This is a genomic window from Micromonospora sp. WMMA1976 (assembly GCF_027497335.1).
Classification (GTDB): domain Bacteria; phylum Actinomycetota; class Actinomycetes; order Mycobacteriales; family Micromonosporaceae; genus Micromonospora; species Micromonospora aurantiaca.
Map to the genome: position 1 here is coordinate 4,245,982 of NZ_CP114912.1, position 20,430 is coordinate 4,266,411.

General features: G+C 73.5%; 17 protein-coding genes. 4 read left to right on the top strand and 13 right to left on the bottom strand.

The window, feature by feature from the left end; genetic code table 11:
* Positions 1–170: 170 nt before the first annotated feature.
* The 4 genes from uvrC to rsgA form a co-directional block, all read right to left on the bottom strand.
* A complete protein-coding gene (gene uvrC / locus O7546_RS19365; RefSeq protein ID WP_194803182.1) occupies positions 171–2,123 on the bottom strand; it encodes an excinuclease ABC subunit UvrC in 1,953 nt (650 codons plus the stop codon).
* A gap of 83 nt (positions 2,124–2,206) precedes the next feature.
* On the bottom strand, positions 2,207–2,695 hold the full coding sequence (locus O7546_RS19370; protein WP_194803183.1) for a Rieske (2Fe-2S) protein: 489 nt from the start codon (positions 2,693–2,695) through the stop codon (positions 2,207–2,209).
* A gap of 100 nt (positions 2,696–2,795) precedes the next feature.
* Complete coding sequence (gene uvrA / locus O7546_RS19375; protein ID WP_194803184.1) at positions 2,796–5,738, bottom strand: excinuclease ABC subunit UvrA; 2,943 nt, start codon at positions 5,736–5,738, stop codon at positions 2,796–2,798.
* Positions 5,739–5,947: 209 nt separating this feature from the next.
* Positions 5,948–7,027, bottom strand: a complete 1,080-nt coding sequence (gene rsgA, locus O7546_RS19380; protein WP_194803185.1) for a ribosome small subunit-dependent GTPase A — start codon at positions 7,025–7,027, stop codon at positions 5,948–5,950.
* A gap of 238 nt (positions 7,028–7,265) precedes the next feature.
* Here rsgA and O7546_RS19385 point away from each other — a divergent pair, with 238 nt between their 5' ends.
* The gene (locus O7546_RS19385; RefSeq protein ID WP_281599868.1) at positions 7,266–7,982 is read left to right on the top strand and encodes a maleylpyruvate isomerase family mycothiol-dependent enzyme; all 717 of its coding nucleotides are present in this window, start codon (positions 7,266–7,268) and stop codon (positions 7,980–7,982) included.
* Positions 7,983–7,990: 8 nt separating this feature from the next.
* Positions 7,991–8,644: an MBL fold metallo-hydrolase gene (locus O7546_RS19390; protein ID WP_194803187.1), complete on the top strand. Its 654-nt coding sequence runs from the start codon at positions 7,991–7,993 to the stop codon at positions 8,642–8,644.
* A 45-nt stretch (positions 8,645–8,689) separates the two neighbouring features.
* Here O7546_RS19390 and O7546_RS19395 read toward each other — a convergent pair whose 3' ends face one another.
* Both O7546_RS19395 and O7546_RS19400 read right to left on the bottom strand, forming a co-directional pair.
* A complete protein-coding gene (locus O7546_RS19395) occupies positions 8,690–9,298 on the bottom strand; it encodes a VTT domain-containing protein (protein ID WP_194803188.1) in 609 nt (202 codons plus the stop codon).
* A 98-nt stretch (positions 9,299–9,396) separates the two neighbouring features.
* Positions 9,397–10,071 (bottom strand): 50S ribosomal protein L11 methyltransferase, encoded by a 675-nt coding sequence (locus O7546_RS19400; RefSeq protein ID WP_194803189.1) that lies wholly within the window; start codon positions 10,069–10,071, stop codon positions 9,397–9,399.
* A 181-nt stretch (positions 10,072–10,252) separates the two neighbouring features.
* On the opposite strand from O7546_RS19400, the gene O7546_RS19405 reads away from it, so the two are divergent.
* The gene (locus O7546_RS19405; protein ID WP_013287480.1) at positions 10,253–10,456 is read left to right on the top strand and encodes a cold-shock protein; all 204 of its coding nucleotides are present in this window, start codon (positions 10,253–10,255) and stop codon (positions 10,454–10,456) included.
* A 49-nt stretch (positions 10,457–10,505) separates the two neighbouring features.
* On the opposite strand, the gene O7546_RS19410 is transcribed toward O7546_RS19405, so the two are convergent.
* The 5 genes from O7546_RS19410 to O7546_RS19430 all read right to left on the bottom strand — a co-directional run bounded on the left by O7546_RS19410 (position 10,506) and on the right by O7546_RS19430 (position 15,693).
* Positions 10,506–11,780, bottom strand: a complete 1,275-nt coding sequence (locus O7546_RS19410; RefSeq protein ID WP_194803190.1) for an MFS transporter — start codon at positions 11,778–11,780, stop codon at positions 10,506–10,508.
* Entirely contained in the window at positions 11,777–12,349 is a 573-nt protein-coding gene (locus O7546_RS19415) for a metalloregulator ArsR/SmtB family transcription factor (RefSeq protein ID WP_269697326.1), read from the bottom strand. The genes O7546_RS19410 and O7546_RS19415 overlap by 4 nt, the downstream gene beginning before the upstream one ends.
* Positions 12,350–12,446: 97 nt before the next feature.
* Entirely contained in the window at positions 12,447–13,355 is a 909-nt protein-coding gene (locus O7546_RS19420; protein WP_194803192.1) for a hypothetical protein, read from the bottom strand.
* A gap of 170 nt (positions 13,356–13,525) precedes the next feature.
* Positions 13,526–15,181 (bottom strand): CocE/NonD family hydrolase, encoded by a 1,656-nt coding sequence (locus O7546_RS19425; protein WP_194803201.1) that lies wholly within the window; start codon positions 15,179–15,181, stop codon positions 13,526–13,528.
* On the bottom strand, positions 15,178–15,693 hold the full coding sequence (locus tag O7546_RS19430) for a MarR family transcriptional regulator (RefSeq protein WP_194803202.1): 516 nt from the start codon (positions 15,691–15,693) through the stop codon (positions 15,178–15,180). The genes O7546_RS19425 and O7546_RS19430 overlap by 4 nt, the downstream gene beginning before the upstream one ends.
* 138 nt (positions 15,694–15,831) lie before the next feature.
* On the opposite strand from O7546_RS19430, the gene O7546_RS19435 reads away from it, so the two are divergent.
* On the top strand, positions 15,832–17,958 hold the full coding sequence (locus O7546_RS19435) for an MMPL family transporter (protein WP_194803193.1): 2,127 nt from the start codon (positions 15,832–15,834) through the stop codon (positions 17,956–17,958).
* A gap of 70 nt (positions 17,959–18,028) precedes the next feature.
* Here the strand turns inward: O7546_RS19435 and O7546_RS19440 are convergent, their stop codons facing one another.
* Together O7546_RS19440 and O7546_RS19445 are read right to left on the bottom strand one after the other, a co-directional pair.
* On the bottom strand, positions 18,029–18,898 hold the full coding sequence (locus O7546_RS19440) for a lytic transglycosylase domain-containing protein (RefSeq protein WP_194803194.1): 870 nt from the start codon (positions 18,896–18,898) through the stop codon (positions 18,029–18,031).
* Between the two features lie 32 nt (positions 18,899–18,930).
* On the bottom strand, positions 18,931–20,376 hold the full coding sequence (locus O7546_RS19445) for a DedA family protein (protein WP_194803195.1): 1,446 nt from the start codon (positions 20,374–20,376) through the stop codon (positions 18,931–18,933).
* Positions 20,377–20,430: the final 54 nt, after the last annotated feature.

Below are 20,430 nucleotides of genomic sequence, written 5' to 3' on the forward strand. Positions count from 1 at the left end.
ACAGGCGTGGCTGGAACGTCGTAGGTGTCAAAGGCGGGCGGAGACACCCACGGCGTTCCACCCACGGCAGCGACGGTGGTGGCGGGCCGGCGGACCGGACAACGGGCGTTTGTTGACGCACGCTGGACACCGGCCGGGGCCTACGACGGCAGGCGCGAGCAAGAGAAGGGTCAGGAACGGGGGGCGGCCGTGGGGGCGTCGGCTGGGGAGCCGTCCAGTGCGGCCAGGATCGCCTCGGCCGTACGCCTGCCCACCCCGGGCACCTCGGTGATCTCCTCCACGGTGGCGGACGACAGCCGCTTCAACGAGCCGAAGTGCCGCAGCAGCGCCTTGCGGCGTACGTCGCCGAGGCCGGGGATGTTGTCAAGCGCGGATTCGGTCATCCGCTTGGAACGCCGCTGCCTGTGGAACGTGATGGCGAACCGGTGCGCCTCGTCGCGGACCCGCTGCAGCAGGTAGAGCGCCTCGGAGGTGCGCGGCAGGATCACCGGGAACTCGTCGTCGGGCAGCCAGACCTCCTCCAGCCGCTTGGCCAGCCCGCACAACGCCACGTCGTCGATGCCCAGTTCGGCGAGCGCCTTCGCGGCGGCGGCGACCTGGGGCGGGCCGCCGTCGACCACGACGAGCTGCGGCGGGTACGCGAACTTGCGCGGCCGCCCGGTGGTCGGGTCGATGCCCGGCCGGTCGGGGTCGGAGGCGGTCTCCTCGCCCAGCTCACCGGTCTCGGCGCGGGCGTCGAGGTAGCGGGCGAAGCGCCGCCGCAGCACCTCGGACATGGCCGACAGGTCGTCGGTGGCGCCGCGCACGATGAACCGGCGGTATTCGCTCTTGCGAGGCAGCCCGTCCTCGAACACGACCATGCTGGCGACCACGTCGGTGCCCTGGATCTGGGACACGTCGAAGCACTCGATGCGCAGCGGTGAGGTGTTCATGGCGAGCGCGTCGGCGATCTCGTCGAGCGCCTGACTGCGGGTGGTCAGGTCACCGGCCCGCTTGAGCTTGTGCCGGGCCAGCGCGTCCTTGGCGTTGCGCTCGACGGTCTCCAGCAGCGACCGCTTGTCGCCGCGCTGCGGCACCCGCAGCGACACCCGGCTGCCCCGGCGGGCGGTGAGCCAGTCGGCGAGCGCCTCGGCGTCGCCCGGCAACTCGGGCACGAGCAGCTCGCGGGGCACATCGGCCTCGCCCTGCTCGCCGCCGTACACCTGGGTGCAGAAGTGGTGCACGAGGTCACCGGTGGTCAGTTCCTCGGTCTTCTCCACCACCCAGCCGCGCTGGCCGCGCACCCGGCCGCCGCGCACGTGGAAGACCTGCACGGCGGCTTCGAGCGGGTCGTCGGCGAACGCGACCACGTCGGCGTCGGTGCCGTCGCCGAGCACCACCGTCTGCTTCTCCATCGCCCGGCGCAGCGCCGCGACGTCGTCGCGCAGCCGGGCGGCCCGCTCGAACTCCAGCTGCTCGCTGGCGTCGAGCATCTCCTTCTCCAGCCGCCGGACCATGCTGTCGGTGCGGCCGGCCATGAAGTCGCAGAAGCCGTCCACGATCTCCCGGTGCTGTTCGGCGGTGACGCTGCCGACGCACGGCGCCGAGCACTTGCCGATGTAGCCGAGCAGGCAGGGCCGGCCGACCTGGCCGGCCCGCTTGAACACCCCGGACGAACAGGTCCGCGCCGGGAAGACCCGCAGCAGCAGGTCGAGCGTCTCGCGGATCGCCCAGGCGTGCGAGTACGGCCCGAAGTAGCGCACGCCCTTGCGCTTCACCCCGCGCATCACCTGCAACCGCGGGTATTCCTCGTCGAGCGTGACCGCGAGATAGGGGTAGGACTTGTCGTCGCGGTAGCGGACGTTGAACCGGGGGTCGTACTGCTTGATCCAGGTGTATTCCTGCTGGAGCGCCTCGACCTCGGTGGCGACGGTGATCCAGTCGACCGACTCGGCGGTGAACACCATCTGCCGGGTGCGCTGGTGCAGGCCGACCGGGTCGGCGAAGTAGGAGTTGAGCCGGCTGCGCAGGTTGCGCGCCTTGCCGACGTAGATCACCCGGCCGGTGCCGTCGCGGAAGCGGTAGACCCCTGGCGACTCCGGGATGGTGCCGGGCGCGGGACGGTAGGTCGAGGGGTCAGCCACGGCGTCAAGCCTAGTCCGCACCCCTGACACGCGACCGTCGCCGCGCCCCCGCCGACGGCGTGCCGACGGGGGCGCGGAACGGGTCAGGCCAGCTTGATCTGGTCGCCGTCGACCTTGATCTCCTTCGCCGCGAGCGGCTTGGTGGCCGGGCCACCCTTCACCGAGCCGTCGACGATCGAGAACCGGCTGTTGTGGCAGGTGCAGTTGATCGTGCCGCCGTCGACGTTCGACACCGGGCAGCGCTGGTGCGTGCAGATCGGGTCGAACGCCTTGAACTGGCCGGCCTCGGGCTGGGTGATCACCACACCCTGGCTGGCGAAGACGGCGCCGCCGCCGACCGGGATGTCCGAGGTGCGCGCCAGCGCGCTGCTGCCGTCCCGGTCGCCGCCGCCCGCGTCGCCGGTCGCGGTGGCGCCGGGCGGGCCGCCGCTGGTCGGGGCCGCCCCGGGGGACGCGTCGTCGTCACTGCCGCAGCCCGCGAGCACCACGGCTGCGCCCACCGCGCCGGCTCCGGCGAGCAGACTGCGGCGGCTCTGGGTGAACGGTCGGGTCAGCGCCTGATCATCACTCATGTCCGGCCTCTCTCTCGGCTTACTGCGGAACACGCACCAGCTTGCGGCACGGTTCATATTGACGCGTCAACGAACCGGGAGCCGCGTTGAAGGACGCCGGTCAGCGTGCCCCGGCGGGGACCTTGCGGGTCCGCGACTTGGCGCTGCCGTTGGCCTTCGCCGCCCGGGTGGTGGCCGCCTTGGCGCCCTTGGCCTCGCCGTCGAGCTTGAGGATCGGCCGCAGGAACTGCCCGGTGTGGCTCTCCGGCACCTCGGCGACCTCCTCCGGCGTGCCGGTGGCGATGACGGTGCCGCCCCGGTGACCGCCCTCCGGGCCCATGTCGATGAGCCAGTCGGCCGTCTTGATCACGTCGAGGTTGTGCTCGATGGTGATGACCGTGTTGCCCTTGTCGACCAGGCCCTCCAGCACCATCAGCAGCTTGCGGATGTCCTCGAAGTGCAGGCCGGTGGTGGGCTCGTCGAGCACGTAGACGGTGCGGCCGGTGGAGCGCTTCTGGAGTTCGGAGGCGAGCTTGACGCGCTGCGCCTCGCCGCCGGACAGCGTCGGCGCGGGCTGGCCGAGGCGGACGTAGCCGAGGCCGACGTCGACGAGCGTCCGGAGGTGCCGGTGGATGGCCGGGATGGCGGAGAAGAACTCGGCCGCCTCCTCGATCGGCATGTCCAGCACCTCGGCGACCGTCTTGCCCTTGTAGTGCACCTCGAGCGTCTCGCGGTTGTAGCGCGCGCCCTTGCACACCTCGCAGGGGACGTAGACGTCCGGCAGGAAGTTCATCTCGATCTTGATCGTGCCGTCGCCGGAGCACGCCTCGCAGCGCCCGCCCTTGACGTTGAACGAGAACCGACCCGGGCCGTACCCCCGGACCTTGGCCTCGGTGGTCTCGGCGAACAGCTTGCGGATGTGGTCCCAGACGCCGGTGTAGGTGGCCGGGTTGGAGCGCGGCGTCCGCCCGATCGGCGACTGGTCCACGCCGACGACCTTGTCCACGTTCTCCAGGCCGGTGATCCGAGTGTGCCGGCCGGGCACCAGCCGGGCACCGTTGATCTGGTTGGCGAGCACCGTGTAGAGGATGTCGTTGACGAGCGTCGACTTGCCCGAGCCGCTGACGCCGGTGACCGCGATGAGCTGGCCCAGCGGGAAGCTCACGGTGAGGTTGCGCAGGTTGTGCTCGCGCGCGCCGTGCACCACCAGTTCGCGGCCCGGGGTCTGCGGCCGGCGGCCGGCCGGCGTCGGGATGGCCTTGCGCCCGGCCAGGTACGCCCCGGTGACCGACTCGGTGTTGTCGAGCAGCGCCGGCACCGACCCGCTGTGCACGATCTTGCCGCCGTGCTCGCCCGCGCCCGGGCCGATGTCGACGATCCAGTCCGCCACCCGGATGGTGTCCTCGTCGTGCTCGACCACGATCAGCGTGTTGCCCAGGCCGCGCAGCCGCAGCAGCGTCTCGATGAGCCGGTGGTTGTCGCGCTGGTGCAAGCCGATCGACGGCTCGTCGAGCACGTAGAGCACGCCGACCAGGCCGGAGCCGATCTGGGTGGCCAGCCGGATGCGCTGGGCCTCACCGCCGGAGAGCGTGCCGGCCGGGCGATCCAGCGAGAGGTAGTCCAGACCGACGTCGAGCAGGAACTTCAGCCGGGCGTTGATCTCCTTGAGCACGCGCTCGGCGATCATCTTCTGCCGGTCGGTCAGCTCGATGCCGGCGAGCAGGTCGGCCGCCTCGCCGACGGAGAGGTTGCAGACCTCGGCGATGCTCTTGCCGGCCAGGGTGACCGCGAGCACCTCCGGCTTGAGCCGGGTGCCGCCGCAGGCCGCGCAGGGCACGTCCCGCATGTAACCCTCGTACTTGTCCCGGGACCACTCCGACTCGGTGTCGGTGTGCCGACGCTCGATCCACTGCACCACACCCTCGAAGCCGGTGTAGTAGGAGCGCTCGCGGCCGTACTTGTTGCGGTAGCGCACGTGCACCTGGTCGTCGGAGCCGTGCAGGATCGTCTTCTGCGCCCGCGACGGCAGCGCCCGCCACGGGGTGTCGATGTCGAAGTGCTCGGCCTCGCCGAGCGCCTCCAGCAGCCGCAGGAAGTATTCGAGGTTGTGCCCGGTGGCCCAGGGCTGGATCGCACCCTCGCGCAGCGTGCGCTCCGGGTCGGGGATGACCAGCTCCGGGTCGACCTCCTTCTTGGTGCCGAGGCCGGTGCACTCCGGGCAGGCGCCGTACGGGGCGTTGAAGGAGAAGACCCGGGGTTCCAGGTCCTCGATCGCGAGCGGGTGGTCGTTCGGGCAGGCCAGGTGCTCGGAGTAGCGGCGTTCCCGGGCCGGGTCGTCCTCCGGCAGGTCGACGAAGTCGAGCAGCACCAGGCCGCCGGAGAGACCGAGCGCGGCCTCGACCGAGTCGGTCAGCCGCTGCTTGGCGCTGGGCTTGACGCTGAGCCGGTCGATCACCACCTCGATGGTGTGCTTCTCCTGCTTCTTGAGCTTCGGCGGCTCGGTCAGCGGGTGCACCACGCCGTCGACCCGGGCCCGGGCGTAGCCCTTGGCCTGGAGCTCGGCGAACAGGTCGACGTACTCGCCCTTCCGGCCGCGCACCACCGGCGCGAGCACCATGAACCGGGTGCCCTCGGCCATGGCCAGGACCCGGTCGACGATCTGCTGCGGGCTCTGCTTGGAGATCCGCTCGCCGCAGATCGGGCAGTGCGGCTCGCCGATGCGGGCGAACAGCAGGCGGAGGTAGTCGTAGACCTCGGTGATGGTGCCGACGGTGGAGCGGGGGTTGCGCGAGGTGGACTTCTGGTCGATGGAGACGGCGGGACTGAGGCCCTCGATGAAGTCGACGTCGGGCTTGTCCATCTGGCCGAGGAACTGCCGGGCGTACGACGACAGCGACTCGACGTAGCGGCGCTGCCCCTCGGCGAAGATGGTGTCGAACGCCAGGCTCGACTTGCCCGAACCGGAGAGCCCGGTGAAGACGATCAGGGCGTCCCGGGGCAGGTCGAGACTGACGTCACGCAGGTTGTGCTCGCGCGCGCCACGGATGATCAGTCGGTCGGCCACGGTGCGTGTGCTCCCGGAAGAAGAATATGAGGCGGATCTGTGCACCAGACGCCGGGTCTGGGTGGTTTTCACAGGTTGTCGGGGGCGCAGAGAAGACGCCCCGGCAACTCTAGCCCCGACGTATGACAACTTCCGTCGCGCGAACATTCCCCCAGCTCAGGCCGGTCGGGCGCGAACCACGCAGGTCCACCCGACCGGCCCGGGCCGGCTCAGAATGCCCCGGGAGCGGGCGGAGTCGCCGGACGTCCGGTGCGTCGCCGACCGGCCCGCCATCCTCCCCGCCGTTCGGCCGCCAGCCGGGCCGCGCGGCGACCGCCCTCGTGCTCGATCTCCCGCTGCAGCCGCCGCCAGCTCTCCCAGCGGCGCACCGGCAGCTCGCCGTCGTCCAGCGCGGCCCGCACCGCGCAGCCCGGCTCGGCGTCGTGGGCACAGTCGGCGTACCGGCAGCCGGCGGCCAGCTCGGTGATGTCGGCGAACGCCCGGTCCAGCCCGGCCGCGCCGTCGAGCAGGCCGACCGCCCGTACCCCGGGGGTGTCCAGCACCGCTCCCCCACCCGGCAGCGGCACCAGCGACCGCCAGGTGGTGGTGTGCCGGCCCTTGCCGTCGACCCGGCGGATCGCCTGGGTGCGCATCACGTCCGCCCCGGCCAGCGCGTTGACCAGGCTCGACTTGCCGGCCCCGGAGGGGCCGAGCAGGCCGAGCGTGCGGCCCGGGGCGACGTGCCGGCGCAGCGGCGCCAGGCCGGTGCCCCGCTCGGCGCTGACCGGCAGCACCGGCACCCCCGGCGCGAGGTCGGCCAGTTGCCGGGCCACCGCCGCCGGGTCGGCGGCCAGGTCGGCCTTGGTGAGCACGACGAGCGGCTCCGCCCCGGATTCGTGCGCCAGGGAGAGCAGCCGTTCGATCCGCGCGGCGTCCGGTTCCGGGTGCACCGGCTCGACCACCGCGGCGGCGTCGAGGTTGGCGGCCAGCACCTGGCCGCTGGAGTCCTTGCCCGCGGTGCGCCGCACCAGCGCGGTACGCCGCGGCAGCACCACCTCCACCGTGACCGGGCCGTCCGGCCAGGTGGACAGCAGCACCCAGTCACCCGCGCAGGGCAGCGCGGTCAGGTCGCGGGCGGCGGCGGACAGCACGCCGCCGCCGAGGCTGGCCCGCACCGGCCCTTGCGGGCACAGCACGGTGCAGACGCCCCGGTCCACCCGGGCGACCCGCCCGGGACGGTGGCCGGCGCGCCGGTCGAGACGGTCCGCCCAGCCGGCGTCCCAGCCGAGGGCGGTCAGATCGAGAGTCATGGTGTCCTCATCGGTGTCGAGGGGAGATACGGCGGAACACACGCGCTGCGACCGGCATGCACACCACCTCCCCTCCGACTCCCGGTGCCGCGTTCGCGACGACGTGGACGCCTGGCGCGTGCGGCGCCGGTCCGATGTCGTCGGCCCCGACGGTAGGTGTCCCGCCGACGCGCCGAAAGCGATTTCCCCCCGGGCACGGCCCGGTCCGGCCCGCTAGGGTCGGACGGGTGAGAACGCGATGACCGCCGACCCCCTGCTGCTGACCGGCCCGCTGGCCGAGGCGAACGACCGGCTGCTGCGTACCGTGTCCGGCCTGACCGCCGCGGACGTCGCGGCGCCCTCCCTGCTGCCGGGCTGGTCCCGCGCGCACGTGCTCACCCACCTGGCCCGCAACGCCGACGGGTTCGTCAACCTGCTCACCTCGGCGCGCACCGGCGAGGAGATCCCGATGTACGCCTCGGCGCAGGCCCGCGCCGACGACATCGACGCCGGCGCCGGGCGCGGCCCGGCCGACCTGCTGGACGACCTGCGCCGCAGCGGCCAGCGCTTCGACGCGGCGGTCGCGGCGATGCCCGCCGACGCGTGGGGCGCCACGGTGCAGACCCGGCGCGGCCCCTGGCCGGCGGCGATGCTGGTCTGGGGCAGGCTGCGCGAGGTCGAGGTGCACCACGTCGACCTGGCGGCCGGTTACCGGCCCGCGGACTGGCCGGACGCGTTCGCCCAGCGGCTGCTGCACGAGGTGGTGACCGGGCTGGCCGGTACCCCGGCCGCGCCGGCCATGGTGCTGCGTTTCGACGGCGCGGCGTCCGAACTCGTCGTGGGTGACCCCGAGGGGGCGCCCACGGTCACCGGCCCCGCGCCGGAACTCGCCGCCTGGCTCACCGGCCGGGGCGCGGGCGACCTGCTCACCGTCGAACCCGACGGTCCTCTGCCGAACCCACCGGAATGGATCTGAACATCGTCATGACCTACACCGGAGACGTCACGCCCGGCGGTCCGCCGGCCGTGCGCGAGCTCGACCGGCTCACCGTCACCAAGCTGTCGGTGGGCCCGATGGACAACAACGCCTATCTGCTGCGCTGCAACGCCACCGGCGAGCAGGTGCTCATCGACGCCGCGAACGAGGCGCCGCGCCTGCTGGAGCTGGCCGGCGACGGCGGGCTGGCCGCCGTGGTGACCACCCACCAGCACATGGACCACTGGGTCGCGCTGGAGGAGGTGGTGGCCAAGACCGGGGCGCGCGCGCTGGTCCACGCCGACGACGCCGAGGGTCTGCCCATCTCCGCCGAGCGGCTCGCCGACGGCGACACGGTGCCGGTCGGCGACTGCGCGCTGGAGGTCATCCACCTGCGCGGGCACACGCCGGGCTCGATCGCGCTGCTCTACCGCGACCCGGCCGGCCCCCCGCACCTCTTCACCGGTGACTCACTTTTTCCGGGCGGCGTGGGCAACACGGACCAGGACCCGGAGCGCTTCGGCCGGCTCATCGACGACGTCGAGGCCAAGCTCTTCGACCGGCTGCCGGACGACACCTGGTTCTACCCGGGCCACGGCAAGGACAGCACCATCGGCGCCGAGCGGCCCGCGGTGCCGCAGTGGCGCGCACGCGGCTGGTGAGCACGCCCGGTCCGGCCTCCCCCGTGACGGCCGGGCCGGGCGCGGTCAGCCGGTGACCGCCCGCAGCCGCCGCCGGGTGGCGAGCAGCACCGGGCCGGCCAGCAGCAGCCCGACCGCCATGGTCAGCACCGTGGGGTTCAGCGCCGCGGGCAGCAGGCCGGTCAGTGCCCGTGCGGCGAGCCCCAGCGCCACGTAGAGCCCCGCCCAGGCGGTGGCTCCGGCCGCCGCGCAGACCAGGAACCGCCGGTACGACATCCGCAGCCCGCCCGCGGCCAGCGGCAGCAACGCGTTGAACACCGGCAGGAACGGCGCCACCAGCACGATCCGTCCGCCGCCGCGGTGCAGCAGCGTCTCGGCGGCGGCCCAGCGGGACTCGCCGATCCAGCCGCCCACCCGGCTGTCCCGCAGCCGCCCGCCCCAGCGCCGGCCGGCGAAGAAGCTCAGCGACCAGCCGGCCAGGCAGCCCGCGACCACCGCCGCGACGGTGAACGCCCCACCGGCCGGACGACCCGCGCCGACCGCCGCGAGGACCGCGGCGTCGCCGGGCACCAGCACCCCGATCAGGGGTACGGCGTCGGCGAGCATGACCACGCCGAGCAGCCCCATCAGCAGGGTGGTGGGCAGCTCACCGGCGGCGGCCACGAGTTCGTTCATGAGCTGCACGCTATGCGGCGGGGGCACGCCGGCACATCGGGCATGATCCCCCAGTGGTCCCCGACACCCGGCCGGGGAGACCCCTAGGGTCAGGCGGGTCAGCGGGGGCGGAGCACCTGCACCCGGCGTACCGGGGAGTCGACGTAGGGTTCCGTGGTCGGCACCGGATAGCTGGCCACCAGTTCCAGCCCGTCCGGCGGCAGGTGGCCCCGGTCCGGGTCGCCGACCAGCACCTGTACGCCGTGTGCGGCGCAGCGCCGCAGGTACGGCAGGACCCGGGCGGCCAGGCCCGCGTCGTAGAGCGCGTCCCCTGCCACCAGCAGGTCGGCGCCCGCCACCCCGTCGAGCAGGTCGGCGCCGTCGGCCGTCACCCGGACCCGGTTGGCCCGCGCGTTGACGGTGACCGCCGCCACCGCGTACGGGTCGATGTCGTTGGCGACCACCTCGTCGGCGCCGGCGAGCGCGGCGGCGATGGCGACCAGCCCCGATCCGGCGCCCAGGTCGAGCACCCGTCGCCCGGCGGCCAGCTCCGGGTGGTCCAGCAGGTGCCGGGCGAGCGCCTGCCCACCGGCCCACACCGACGCCCAGTACGGCGGCGGCAGCGACCGCCCGGCGGCGGCCTCCATCCGGGCCCACCACAGGATGGCGTCCTCGGCCAGGTGCAGACGCACCTCCGGCACGAACGGCGTACCGACCAGGCGCAGGCGGTCCGGCCCCGCGCCGGGCGCCGCGATCTCCTGCTCCAGGTCGGCCAGAGCCGTCTGCCTGCTCATCGGGGCAAGCATGCCGCGCCCCGCCCGGCGGCGGGGTCTTTTTCCGGTCCCGCACGTATTCACGGGCGCGCCGCGCGCTTCCGGCAGCGGATTCCGGTCCGGACGGTTACTGTCGGGGTGGTACAGGGCGATCACCGGCCGCGGAGCCGATGCTCGCCCGCATTGGAACAGGGAGAGACGCATGGCAACCGGCACGGTCAAGTGGTTCAACTCGGAAAAGGGCTTCGGCTTCATCGAGCAGGACGGCGGAGGCCCGGACGTGTTCGTCCACTACTCGGCCATCCAGAGCAGTGGCTACCGCGAGCTGAACGAGGGCCAGAAGGTCGAGTTCGAGGTGACCCAGGGCCAGAAGGGCCCGCAGGCGGACAACGTCCGTCCGATGTAACGCGTGCCGGTGGCGGCGGTCGGGATCCGACCGCCGCCGCAGTGCATCCTCAGGACGGCGCGGCCGGCAGGTCGCGCCGTTTCCGTAGTGGCCCGGCCAGCAGGATCAGCGGGGTCAGCGCCAGCCAGGCGGTCATCGCCCGGATCGCGCCGCCCGGCCCCCAGACCGCGCCCAGCGCCCCGGCGAGCAGAGCGGCCAGCGGAATGGTGCCGTAGTTGAGCAGATGCATGCTCACCGTCACCCGGCCGAGCAGCCGGTGCGGCGTGTACGTCTGCCGGAAGCTGCCCTTCACCACGTTGCCGACGGCGACGCCGAGGCTCACCAGCACCCCGCCGAGCACCAGCCAGCCGGTGCGCGCGCCGGGTCCGGCGAGCGGGATGAGCAGCGCGGGCGGGCCGGTCAGGACGCCGGCGACCAGCAGCGTACGGGCGCTGCCGAGCCGGCGGGACAGGCGCGCGGCGAGCGCGGCGCCGATCACGCCCCCGAGGCTGGCGAGTCCGATCAGGAGGCCGACGAGGCCCGCCGGAAGGTCGGCCGAGCGGACCAGGAACACCACGAGCACCGCCTGGTAGCCGGTGAGGCCGATGTTGCTCGCCGCCCCGAAGACCGTCAGAACCCGCAGGTACGGGTCGCGGACGACGAACCGCAGCCCGGCGGCGACCTCGCGGCGCAGCGACGTCGACCCGGCCGGACGGTGCGGGCGGGGTTCGGAGGCACGGATGCGACGCAGGCACAGCGCGGACAGCAGGAAGCTGAACGCGTCCAGCGCCACCGCGGTCACCGCGCCGACAAGCTGGGCGACCAGACCGGCCAGTCCCGGCCCGACCAGGTAGCTCGCCGTCTGGGTGGCGTGCAGCCGCGCGTTGGCCTCGGGCACCTGCTCGGGACGCAGCAGCGTGGGCAGGTAGACCTGGTCGGCGGTCTCGAAGAAGACCCGGGCCAGGCCGGCGCCGAGCGCCACGATCAGCAGGTGCCCGACGGTGAGCAGCCCGGCCAGGGCGGCCACCGGCACGCTCGCGAACAGCGCCGCGGCGGCGAGGTCGGCGGCGATCATCACGGGCCGGCGGCGGACCCGGTCGACCCACGCCCCGACCGGCAGGCCGGCGAGCAGCCACGGCAGCCAGGCCGCGGCGGTGAGCACCGCCACCTGGAACGTGGTCGCGTCGAGCACCGCGACCGCGACCAGCGGCAGCGCCACAGCGGTCATGTTGCTGCCCACGGCGCTGACCGTGTGACCGGTCCAGAGCAGCCGGAAGTCGCGGTGCCGGGACAGCCGGGCGGGCGGCACCTCGACCGGCCCGGAGGTGCGCGCGGGAGCGGTCACGGCCGGCCCGGCACGCCGTGGGCGAACACGAAGACCGGCTCGCGGCGCTGCCCGTCCTCGGGCACCGGCCGGTCGGCCCACCTGGCGAACAGCGCGATCACCTCGCGGCTGAGTTCGGCCAGCTCGTCGGGGGTCAGGTGCAGCCACTTGTCGGTGCTGAACGGCCCCTCGCCCCACGCGGCGTGGGCCTCGTCGGAGGCGGCGTGCCAGGCGCGGACCAGCTCGGCGTGCCGCTCCAGGTTGAGCGAGCTGGCCGCGTCGGCCACCAGCCGGGCCGCCGGGTCGTCGTCGAAGTCGCTGTTGGACCAGCGCACCCCGCGGTCGCGCAGCCGCCACCAGCGTTCCCGGCGGTCGCGGGCCAGCTCGGGCGCCTCGACCAGCAGGTCGGCGGCGGCGAGCACCTTGAGGTGGTGGCTGACGTTCGCGGGCGCCTGGCCGGTGTGCTCGGCGAGCATGCCGACGGTGCACGGGCCGTACACCTTGAGGACGTCCATGAGCCGGCGGCGCAGGGGGTGGGCGAGCGCGGCGAGCACCCGCGAGTCGGTGACCTGCCGGACGGTGGGTTCCATGCGGCGAGTCTGGCATTCGCAAGAGCTGTTGCGCAACAGCTCTTGCCGAATTGCCCGGACCGCGGCGCCGCGACGCGACGGTCGCGGCGCCGGGCGGTCAGGCGGTCAGCCGCCGGGACAGTTCGTCGGCGACGTCCCGGGCGATCTGCGGCGGGATGGCCTCGGCGATCTTCTCCGGCGGCAGCCCGGCCAGCACCCCGGAGACGATCTGCTCCTCGTCGGTGAAGTCCTTGCCGGACAGTTCGTTCACCTGCGCCACCAGCGCCGGCCAGGCGCGCAGCATCGCCAGCATCTGCTGCAACGGCGAGTTCGCCATCGGCGGATTGACCAGCCCGGTGGTGTTTGCCGGCGAGATGAGCCAGTTGCGCAGGTTCTGCAGGTCGGCCAGGACGTCGCCGACGGTACGGTTCTTGGCGCCGGTGTCGCGGATGAGCTTGTCGGTCTGTTCCATGTCGTCCTCCGGTTTCGCGATGGCGATCATCCCGATCGCGGTCAGATAGCGGCGGAACAGCGGGGTCTGGTCCCGGCCCGCCTTCGTGGAGTCGCGGAAGAAGCTGAAGTGGGTGTGGAACAGGTGGCTGCTGTCGCCGCCGGTGCGCCGTCCCAGCCGGTCCCAGCGGCGTACGGTCCGCCCGTCCGGCGAGTAGATGACCTCCCGGATGTCCCGGGTGTCCGCGGCGTTCGCCACGCACTGCGCCACCATCCAGGTGGAGAACGTCCGCAGATTGTGCGTGCCGCCACCGGAGCGGACGGAGAACGTGCCGACGTCCAGCGCCGACGCGTACAGCGTGAGCCCCGACCGGTCCCGGTTGGACTCCACCACCGAGTAGTCGTTCGTGACGACCCGGTCGGAGCCGCAGTGGTAGCCGCCGCGGTGGTTGACGTCTCCGACGATGCCGACCTCCGCCGGCTCCAGGTCGTCGGCGCGTACGGCGTTCTTGTCGACGTTGAGGTAGGTGAGTAAGAGATTCCGGACGGCCAGCAGGTTCGCCGGGGCCGACGTCATGACAGATCCCCTTCCGATCGATGACCGGCGAGGGCACGAAAATCACACCGCGTGATGACATGCGATCCGCGGACGCGCCCCGCCGGATAACTGCACGGCACCGGGCACTTGCTCCGAGCTTAACCACGGTTAGGCAGAAGTGCCCAGCTCAGAAGCGGTTTTTTGAACTATCAGCCCGCTGTGGACGGTGCCGGAACGAGCGGCAGCACCAGTGCCGAGGGATGCTCGCGATCGTGGAGGATCTCCCGCCATCCAGCACGGAGGGTCACGGCGGTGCCGAGCGGCTCACCGGTGCCGGGATTGCGCGCGTATCGCGGGTGAGCGCCGCCGGAGACCTGCACGCGCAGCCGGTGCCCGGGCGCGAATCGGTACGCCGTGGGCCAGAGCGTGACCGGCACGGTGACCACGCCGGACGGATCGCGCGGGAACCGGCCTGGCTCGACGCGGACCAGGCCGTCGCAGACGTTCCACGAGCGCCCGCGCCGGTCCACGTCGCACAGACGCACGAACACGTCCAGGTACGACAGTTCGCTGCGCAGGTGGATCTCGGCGCGTACCGGCCCGGCCACCTCGACCGGCTCACGCAACCGCTCAGTGGTGTAGGTCAGCACGTCCGGGCGCGCCTCGACCGGCCGGTTGTCCACCGCGCCGGCCCGCTGGGCCACCAGCAGCGGGCCGCCGAGCGACGGGGTGGGGTCGGCCGGGTCGTACCAGATCCGGTCCGGTGCGCCGTGCTCCTGCGGTTCCGGGGCCAGCCCGCCGGCGGATCGCAGATGCCATCGCGCGGGGGTGGCCGGTGGCGGCCAGTCCGGCAGGTCGCGCCAGCCGCCGCCGTCGCCGCCGACGTGCACCCGCACCGGCGCGCGGTCCGGCCCGGGCCGCCCGGCCAGGTGGGTGTCGAGCCAGTCCAGGCCCTCCCGCAGCGACGCCAGGAGCAGCCCCGGGCTGCCGTGCGTCCACGGCCCGACGACCAGGCGGGTACGCGTCCCGGCGGCCCGCAGGCGGGCGTAGTCGTCGAGCTGGGCCGGCAGGAAGATGTCCTGCCAGCCGCTGACCATCGCCACCGGGGCGCGGACCTCGGTGATCCGGTCGCCGAAGACCCGGGTACGCCAGTAGTCGGCGCCGGGCGTGTGGTGGCGCAGCCACTCCTGGAAGAACGGCACCGTGACGCCGGTGGCGACCCGGTCGGCCTCGGCCAGCGGCAGATGCGCCAGGGCCCGGGCGAGGCGGGGCTGGCCGCGCTTGAGTTCCCACTGCCGGGCCAGCCAGGGCACGGTCTGCGCCTGGAGCAGCTCGGCCCACGTGAGCACCGTGTCGAGGGCGAACGACTCCCCCGCGTACGTCGAGTCGCGGGTGCCCGAAGCGGTCACCACGGCGACCATCGCGCGCAGCTCGTCGCCCGCCTCGGCGGCGAGCGCCCACTGCACGAAGCCCTGGTAGCTGGCGCCGAACATGCCGAACGCGCCGGTCCACCACCGCTGGCGGCGCAGCCAGTCGAGCGTGTCGAGACCGTCGTCGCGCTCGTGCACCAGCGGCGCGAACTCGCCGCCGGAGCCGAACGTGCCGCGGCACGACTGGATCACCACGTGGAAACCCCGCTCGGCGATCAGGCGGCCCAGCAGCCGGACCGGTCCGCCGCGCCCGTACGGGGTGCGGATCAGCACGCACGGCGCGGCGGGCAGGCCGGGCGCGTAGTGGTCGGTGCGCAGCGTCACTCCGTCGCGTACCCGGACCGGGATGTCCCGGGTGACGGTGACCCGCCCGGTGCGGGCGGCGGGCAGTCGCAGCGCCGCGGTGGCCGCCCGGGTGGCGAGCCGCACGATCAGGCGTCTCCGGACCCGGCGCCACGGCGGGGCGCGGCGCGGATCTCGTCCCGGTGGGTACGCATGGAGTGCACCATCTCGGCCATGAACCGGTGCACCACGGCCAGCTCGTCGTCGCTGAAGCGTTCCATCACCTCGTCGGTACGGCGGCCGAGCGGCCCGAAGAAGCTCTGCGCCAGCGTGGCGCCCCGGTCGGCGTAGTGCAGGAGGATCTTGCGGCGGTCGGCGGTGTCCCGGTCGCGCCGGATGTGGCCGCCGCGCTCCAGCCGGTCGACGAGCGCGGTCACGGAGCCGGAGGAGAGGTTGAGCGCCTCGCCGAGACGGCCGGGGGTGATCGGGTCGCCCACCAGCTCGGCCTCCATGACCGCGATCAGGGCGTACAGGTCGGTGGCGTTGAGCCCGTGCAGCCCGGCGAACGCGTGCCCGATGTGCTGCGCGTCGACCGAGTAGCGGCGCAGGTCGTTTGTGATGTCGGCGACCATGCGACCGCGCGGGTCGTCGCGTCGCCGGTACATCCTGTGCGCCGCCACCGCTTGCCGCCACCCCCCCTGTCGAACAGTTCCGGTTGCAGCATAGAACCACCCCGGATAATCTCGCTCATCAAGATACTCGTTTAGAGAGAATCCCCCGCGACCAATATGTGAGGGCATCAGATGTCTCTGTTCACCCGCGTCGTCCGGGGCCGGCTGGCCGCCTGGCTCACGCTGGCCGCCGCACTCGTCGTCGGCGTGGTCGCCTTCGGGCTTCCGAAGCCGGACAATCCGGCGCCCGTCTCCGACACCGGCCTGTCCGTGGAGTGGCAGTCGACACAGGTCGAGCGGCTCCAGGAGCAGTTGCCCTCCAAGGACGCCCAGACCGCCCTGGTGGTGGTCAGCCGCGCCGACCGGGCTCCGCTGAGCGGGGCCGACCGCAGCGTGCTCGACGGCCTCGGCGGCGAGTTGAACTCGCTCGCCGCCGGCGGGCGGGTCTCCCCCGCCCAGGTCTCCCCGGACGGCACTGTGGCGCTGGTCGCGGTGCCGCTGTCCACCGAGGGCGGCCCGTCGGCGGTGGTCGACGAGGTGGAGAAGCTCCGCGAGGCGGTCGGTGACCTGCCCGGCGAGCTGACCGTCGAGGTCACCGGCGGCCCGGCGTTCACCGCGGACCTGGGCAAGGTGTTCCAGGGCGCGGACACCACGCTGCTGCTGGTCACCGCCGCCGTGGTGGCGGTGCTGCTGCTCGTCACCTACCGCAGCCCGTTCCTGTGGCTGGTGCCTCTGCTGGTCGTCGGCGCAACCGAGCAGATCACGCTGCGCGTGGTGGAGTCCCTCGTCCCGGCCTTCGGCATCTACCTGCCCAGCGGGCAGGTCACGGGCATCGCCAGTGTGCTGGTGTTCGGTGCCGCCACCAACTACGCGCTGCTGCTCATCGCCCGCTACCGGGAGGAGCTGCGCCGCGAGGAGGACCGGTTCGCCGCCATGCGCTCGGCGCTGCGCCGCACCGCCGAGCCGATCCTGGCCAGTGGCAGCACCGTCGTCCTCGGCGTGCTCACGCTGCTGCTGTCCGAGCAGGAGACCAACCGGGCGCTCGCCCTGGCCTGCGCCACCGGTGTGATCCTCGCCATGCTCTCCGCCCTGTTCGTGCTCCCCGCCGCCCTGCTGCTGTTCGGCCGGGGCCTGTTCTGGCCGTTCGTCCCCCGCGTCGGCAGCGCCGCCCGCGAGGGCCGGATCTGGGGCCGTCTCGGCGAGATGGTGGTCCGCCGGCCGCTGCCGGTCGCCGCGCTCGCCGTCCTGCTGCTCGCCGGCCTCGCCCTCGGCGGCCTGGGCATCCGCACCGGGCTGTCCGAGACCGAGCAGTTCAGCGAGAAGCCCGAGGCGGTCGCCGGAGCCGAGACGCTCGCCCGGGCGTTCCCGGCCGGCAGCACCCAGCCGGTCGCGGTGCTCACCACCCCGCAGGCCGCTCAGGCCGTCCTGGCCGCGGCGGGCGGCGTCGACGGGGTCGCCTCGGCCCGGCCCGGCGCCGCCGGGGACCGGGTCGCCCAGATCGACGTGGTGCTCACCGCCGAGCCGGGCAGCGCCGCCTCCGACCGGGCCGTGGTGGCGCTGCGCGACGCCGTGGCCGCCGTACCGGACTCGGCACCGCCCGCCGTGGACGGAGCGGACGCCCCCGGCGGTGCCCTGGTCGGTGGTTCGGTCGCCGCGACGTACGACTCGAACGAGGCGAACACCAAGGACCTCAAGCTGATCCTGCCGCTGATCCTGCTGCTGGTCGGCGCGGTGCTGGTGCTGCTGCTGCGCGGGCTCCTGGCGCCGCTGCTGCTGGTGCTGACAGTCATCGCCTCGTTCTTCGCCAGCCTCGGCGCGGCCTGGCTGCTCTTCGACCACGTGCTGGACTTCCCGGCGCTGGACAGCGGGGTGCTGCTGCTCGCGTTCGTGTTCCTGGTGGCGCTCGGCGTCGACTACAACATCTTCCTGGTCACCCGGGCCCGGGAGGACGCCCGGCGCACCGGCACCCGCGACGGGATGCTGTCGGCGCTGCGGGTCACCGGCGGCGTGATCACCAGCGCCGGCATCCTGCTGGCCGCAGTGTTCGCGGTGCTCGGCGTGCTGCCGCTGATCACGCTCACCCAGATCGGCATCATCGTCTGCATCGGTGTGCTGCTGGACACGCTGCTGGTCCGGACGGTGCTGGTGCCGGCGCTGGCGTTCCTGCTCGGTGACCGGTTCTGGTGGCCGGGACGGATCAAGCGGGACGCCGACGCGCCCGCCACGACGCCGGCCGAGCCGGTCGCCGCGCGGGACTGACCGGACGGGCGGGGGCCGGCGCGTACGCCGGCCCCCGCCCGTTCGTCCGGTCGCCCGTTCGTCGGTTCGCTCAGAAGCTCAGGCACTCGCACTCGGTCATCAGCGCCCGCACGTTGCGCACGTACTGCGGGTTGGGGATGGTCAGCGGCTGATCCTCCCGCGCCACCGCGCCGTGCCCGTAGTTGTAGGCCGCGATCACGGCGTTGAGCAGGCAGGAGTTCAGCTCGCTGGTGCACAGCGAGGCGTCGAGCCGGTAGTCGGACTCGAAGTACATGTCGCCGATGTACTTGGTCAGCCAGGCCAGGTAGGTGCCGCCCAGGTAGGCGTTGTCCCGGTAGGCGTCGATGTCGTACGACTGGCCGAACCGCTGGTTCATCCACTCCGCCGTGGCCGGCATGACCTGCATCAGCCCGACCCCGCCGTCACAGGCGATGATGTTGGACTGCCACCCGCTCTCCTGCCAGGCGGTGGCCTTCAGCAGCGCCGACGGGATGCGGATGTCCGGCGCCGAGGTCGGCCAGTAGGTCCGCGCCGCGGCGTCGGCGAGCGCCGCCTTCACCTGGCTCTGGCTGGCCTTGGTGCCCCGGTAGCTCGGCTTGCAGCCGTCGTCGGCCGGCTTCGGCGGCGCCGGTGGCACCTGGGTCTCGGTCGGCGGCTTCGGCCGGGCCAGCGGCGCCGTCGACGTGCGGGACGGCTTCGCCCGCGGCTTCGGTTTCGCCGACGCGCTCGGGCTGGGCCGTCCGCCCATCGCCGCGACCGCCGGTGGCTCCTCGCTCGGCGCGTCGGCGGGCGCCTCCTGCGGCTGGTCCGCCGGGGCCGCAGTGGGCAGGTCCGCAGCGACCTCCCGGACCGGCCGTTCCTCCTCGCCGCACGCCGTGAGCGTGGCCGCCGCGACCAGTGCCACCACTGTCACGGCCCACCGGCCGAGTCCTCGCCGCATCGGACCTCCCCGTAGTCCCCCGTCGGCGCACCCTAGCAAGGATCGACAGGTCCGGGGGGTACCCGGAACGCGGACCGGCGCCGCCGGGGCCGGGGCGGCGACTCCCCCGCCACCGCGCCGGCCGGTCGCTCGTCCCGGTCGGCCAGGCGGTCCCGGGTCGCCCACGCCACCACGAACACGGTGGTCCAGGCGACGCCCAGCAGGACCGCGGTGACGGTGCCGCTCGCCGTGCTGAAGCCCAGGTAGAGCCGCGCGCCGGTGACAGTCACCACGCCCGCCGACGCGACCGTCCAGACCGCCGCGCCCACCGGCCAGCGGGCGCCGCGCGACAGCAGCCAGGCGAGCGTGCCGAAGCTCGCGGTCACCACCGCGTTCTGCGTCGGGAACAGGTCACCGGGGCGGTCCGGGCCGCCCGGGCCGGTCAGGTCCGCGACGACGACGAGCAACACCAGCGGCACGGCCGCCCCGACGGTCCCCAGCACCCCGAGCGGGTCCGCCCGCCAGGCCCGGCCGCGCCGGGCGACCACGGCGGCCACCACCGCCACCGCGGCGATCAGCACCCAGCCGCGCAACACCGACACCGCCAGCAGCGCCGTGTCGTCCACCCCGGGGGTACGCCGGGCGGCGAACCAGTCGGCGACCAGCCCGTCGAGGACGTACAGCCCGCTCTGCGCGACCACCGCCTCCAGCAGGACCGCCACGGCCAGCCCGGCGACGAACAGCAGCGCCAGCCCCAGCGCCAGGTTGAACAGCAGCGTCCAGGCCGGGCCGACCCGCATGGCGACCAGGAAGAACAGCACCCCGTACCGGGCCCGCAGCCAGCGCAGCGGCGGCAACGCGGCGGCCCGTGCGGCCAGCGCGCGTACCGGGTCCGGGTTGCGGCCCAGCCAGCGGCCGGCCAGCACCACGGCGAGCAGGCACAGCAGCAGGACCAGCACCGCGCCGGTGGCCCGGCCGAGCAGCTTCGACACCCGCTCGTACGACTCACCGGCGAGGTAGCCGGCGAGCACCGAGGCGCCGACCCAGCTCGCCACCCCGGCCAGGTTCCACGGCGCGAACCGCCGGTACGGCATCCCGGCCGACCCGGCGAGCCGGGGCGCCAGCGTGCGGGCGAACGCGATCCAGCGGGCCGCGAGCACACCCCGGCCGCCGAGGCGCTCCAGCAGCGAGTCGGCCCGCCGCCACCGGTGCGCGCCGATCCGGGCACCCACCCCGGAGGCACGCAGACGGGGGCCGTAGCGGCGGCCGGCCCGCCACGCGAGTGTGTCTCCGATCACGGCGGCGGCGGTCATCGCCACCAGCACGGGCGCGAGGCGCAGCGTCCCCGCGTACGCTAGGAAGCCGACCAGAAGCAGGGTCGCCTCGCCGGGCATCAGCAGCCCGACGATCACCGCGGTCTCCGCCGCGACGATCGCCGCGGCGGCCACGTAGATCAGCAGGGGCGGCAGCTCCTGCAGCCAGCTCAGCAGGTCAGGCATCGGGCACCCCGCACGGGTGTCAGCATGCCAGTCGCTGGAACGGTCGGCACAGCA

Excerpts from the sequence above, each read along its gene's own strand:
- O7546_RS19370 (WP_194803183.1), bottom strand. The coding sequence starts at position 2,695 with ATGAGTGATGATCAGGCGCTGACCCGACCGTTCACCCAGAGCCGCCGC.
- rsgA (WP_194803185.1), bottom strand. The coding sequence starts at position 7,027 with ATGACTCTCGATCTGACCGCCCTCGGCTGGGACGCCGGCTGGGCGGAC.
- O7546_RS19385 (WP_281599868.1), top strand. The coding sequence starts at position 7,266 with ATGACCGCCGACCCCCTGCTGCTGACCGGCCCGCTGGCCGAGGCGAAC.
- O7546_RS19390 (WP_194803187.1), top strand. The coding sequence starts at position 7,991 with ATGACCTACACCGGAGACGTCACGCCCGGCGGTCCGCCGGCCGTGCGC.
- O7546_RS19395 (WP_194803188.1), bottom strand. The coding sequence starts at position 9,298 with ATGAACGAACTCGTGGCCGCCGCCGGTGAGCTGCCCACCACCCTGCTG.
- O7546_RS19400 (WP_194803189.1), bottom strand. The coding sequence starts at position 10,071 with ATGAGCAGGCAGACGGCTCTGGCCGACCTGGAGCAGGAGATCGCGGCG.
- O7546_RS19405 (WP_013287480.1), top strand. The coding sequence starts at position 10,253 with ATGGCAACCGGCACGGTCAAGTGGTTCAACTCGGAAAAGGGCTTCGGC.
- O7546_RS19415 (WP_269697326.1), bottom strand. The coding sequence starts at position 12,349 with ATGGAACCCACCGTCCGGCAGGTCACCGACTCGCGGGTGCTCGCCGCG.
- O7546_RS19420 (WP_194803192.1), bottom strand. The coding sequence starts at position 13,355 with ATGACGTCGGCCCCGGCGAACCTGCTGGCCGTCCGGAATCTCTTACTC.
- O7546_RS19430 (WP_194803202.1), bottom strand. The coding sequence starts at position 15,693 with ATGTACCGGCGACGCGACGACCCGCGCGGTCGCATGGTCGCCGACATC.
- O7546_RS19435 (WP_194803193.1), top strand. The coding sequence starts at position 15,832 with ATGTCTCTGTTCACCCGCGTCGTCCGGGGCCGGCTGGCCGCCTGGCTC.
- O7546_RS19440 (WP_194803194.1), bottom strand. The coding sequence starts at position 18,898 with ATGCGGCGAGGACTCGGCCGGTGGGCCGTGACAGTGGTGGCACTGGTC.
- O7546_RS19445 (WP_194803195.1), bottom strand. The coding sequence starts at position 20,376 with ATGCCTGACCTGCTGAGCTGGCTGCAGGAGCTGCCGCCCCTGCTGATC.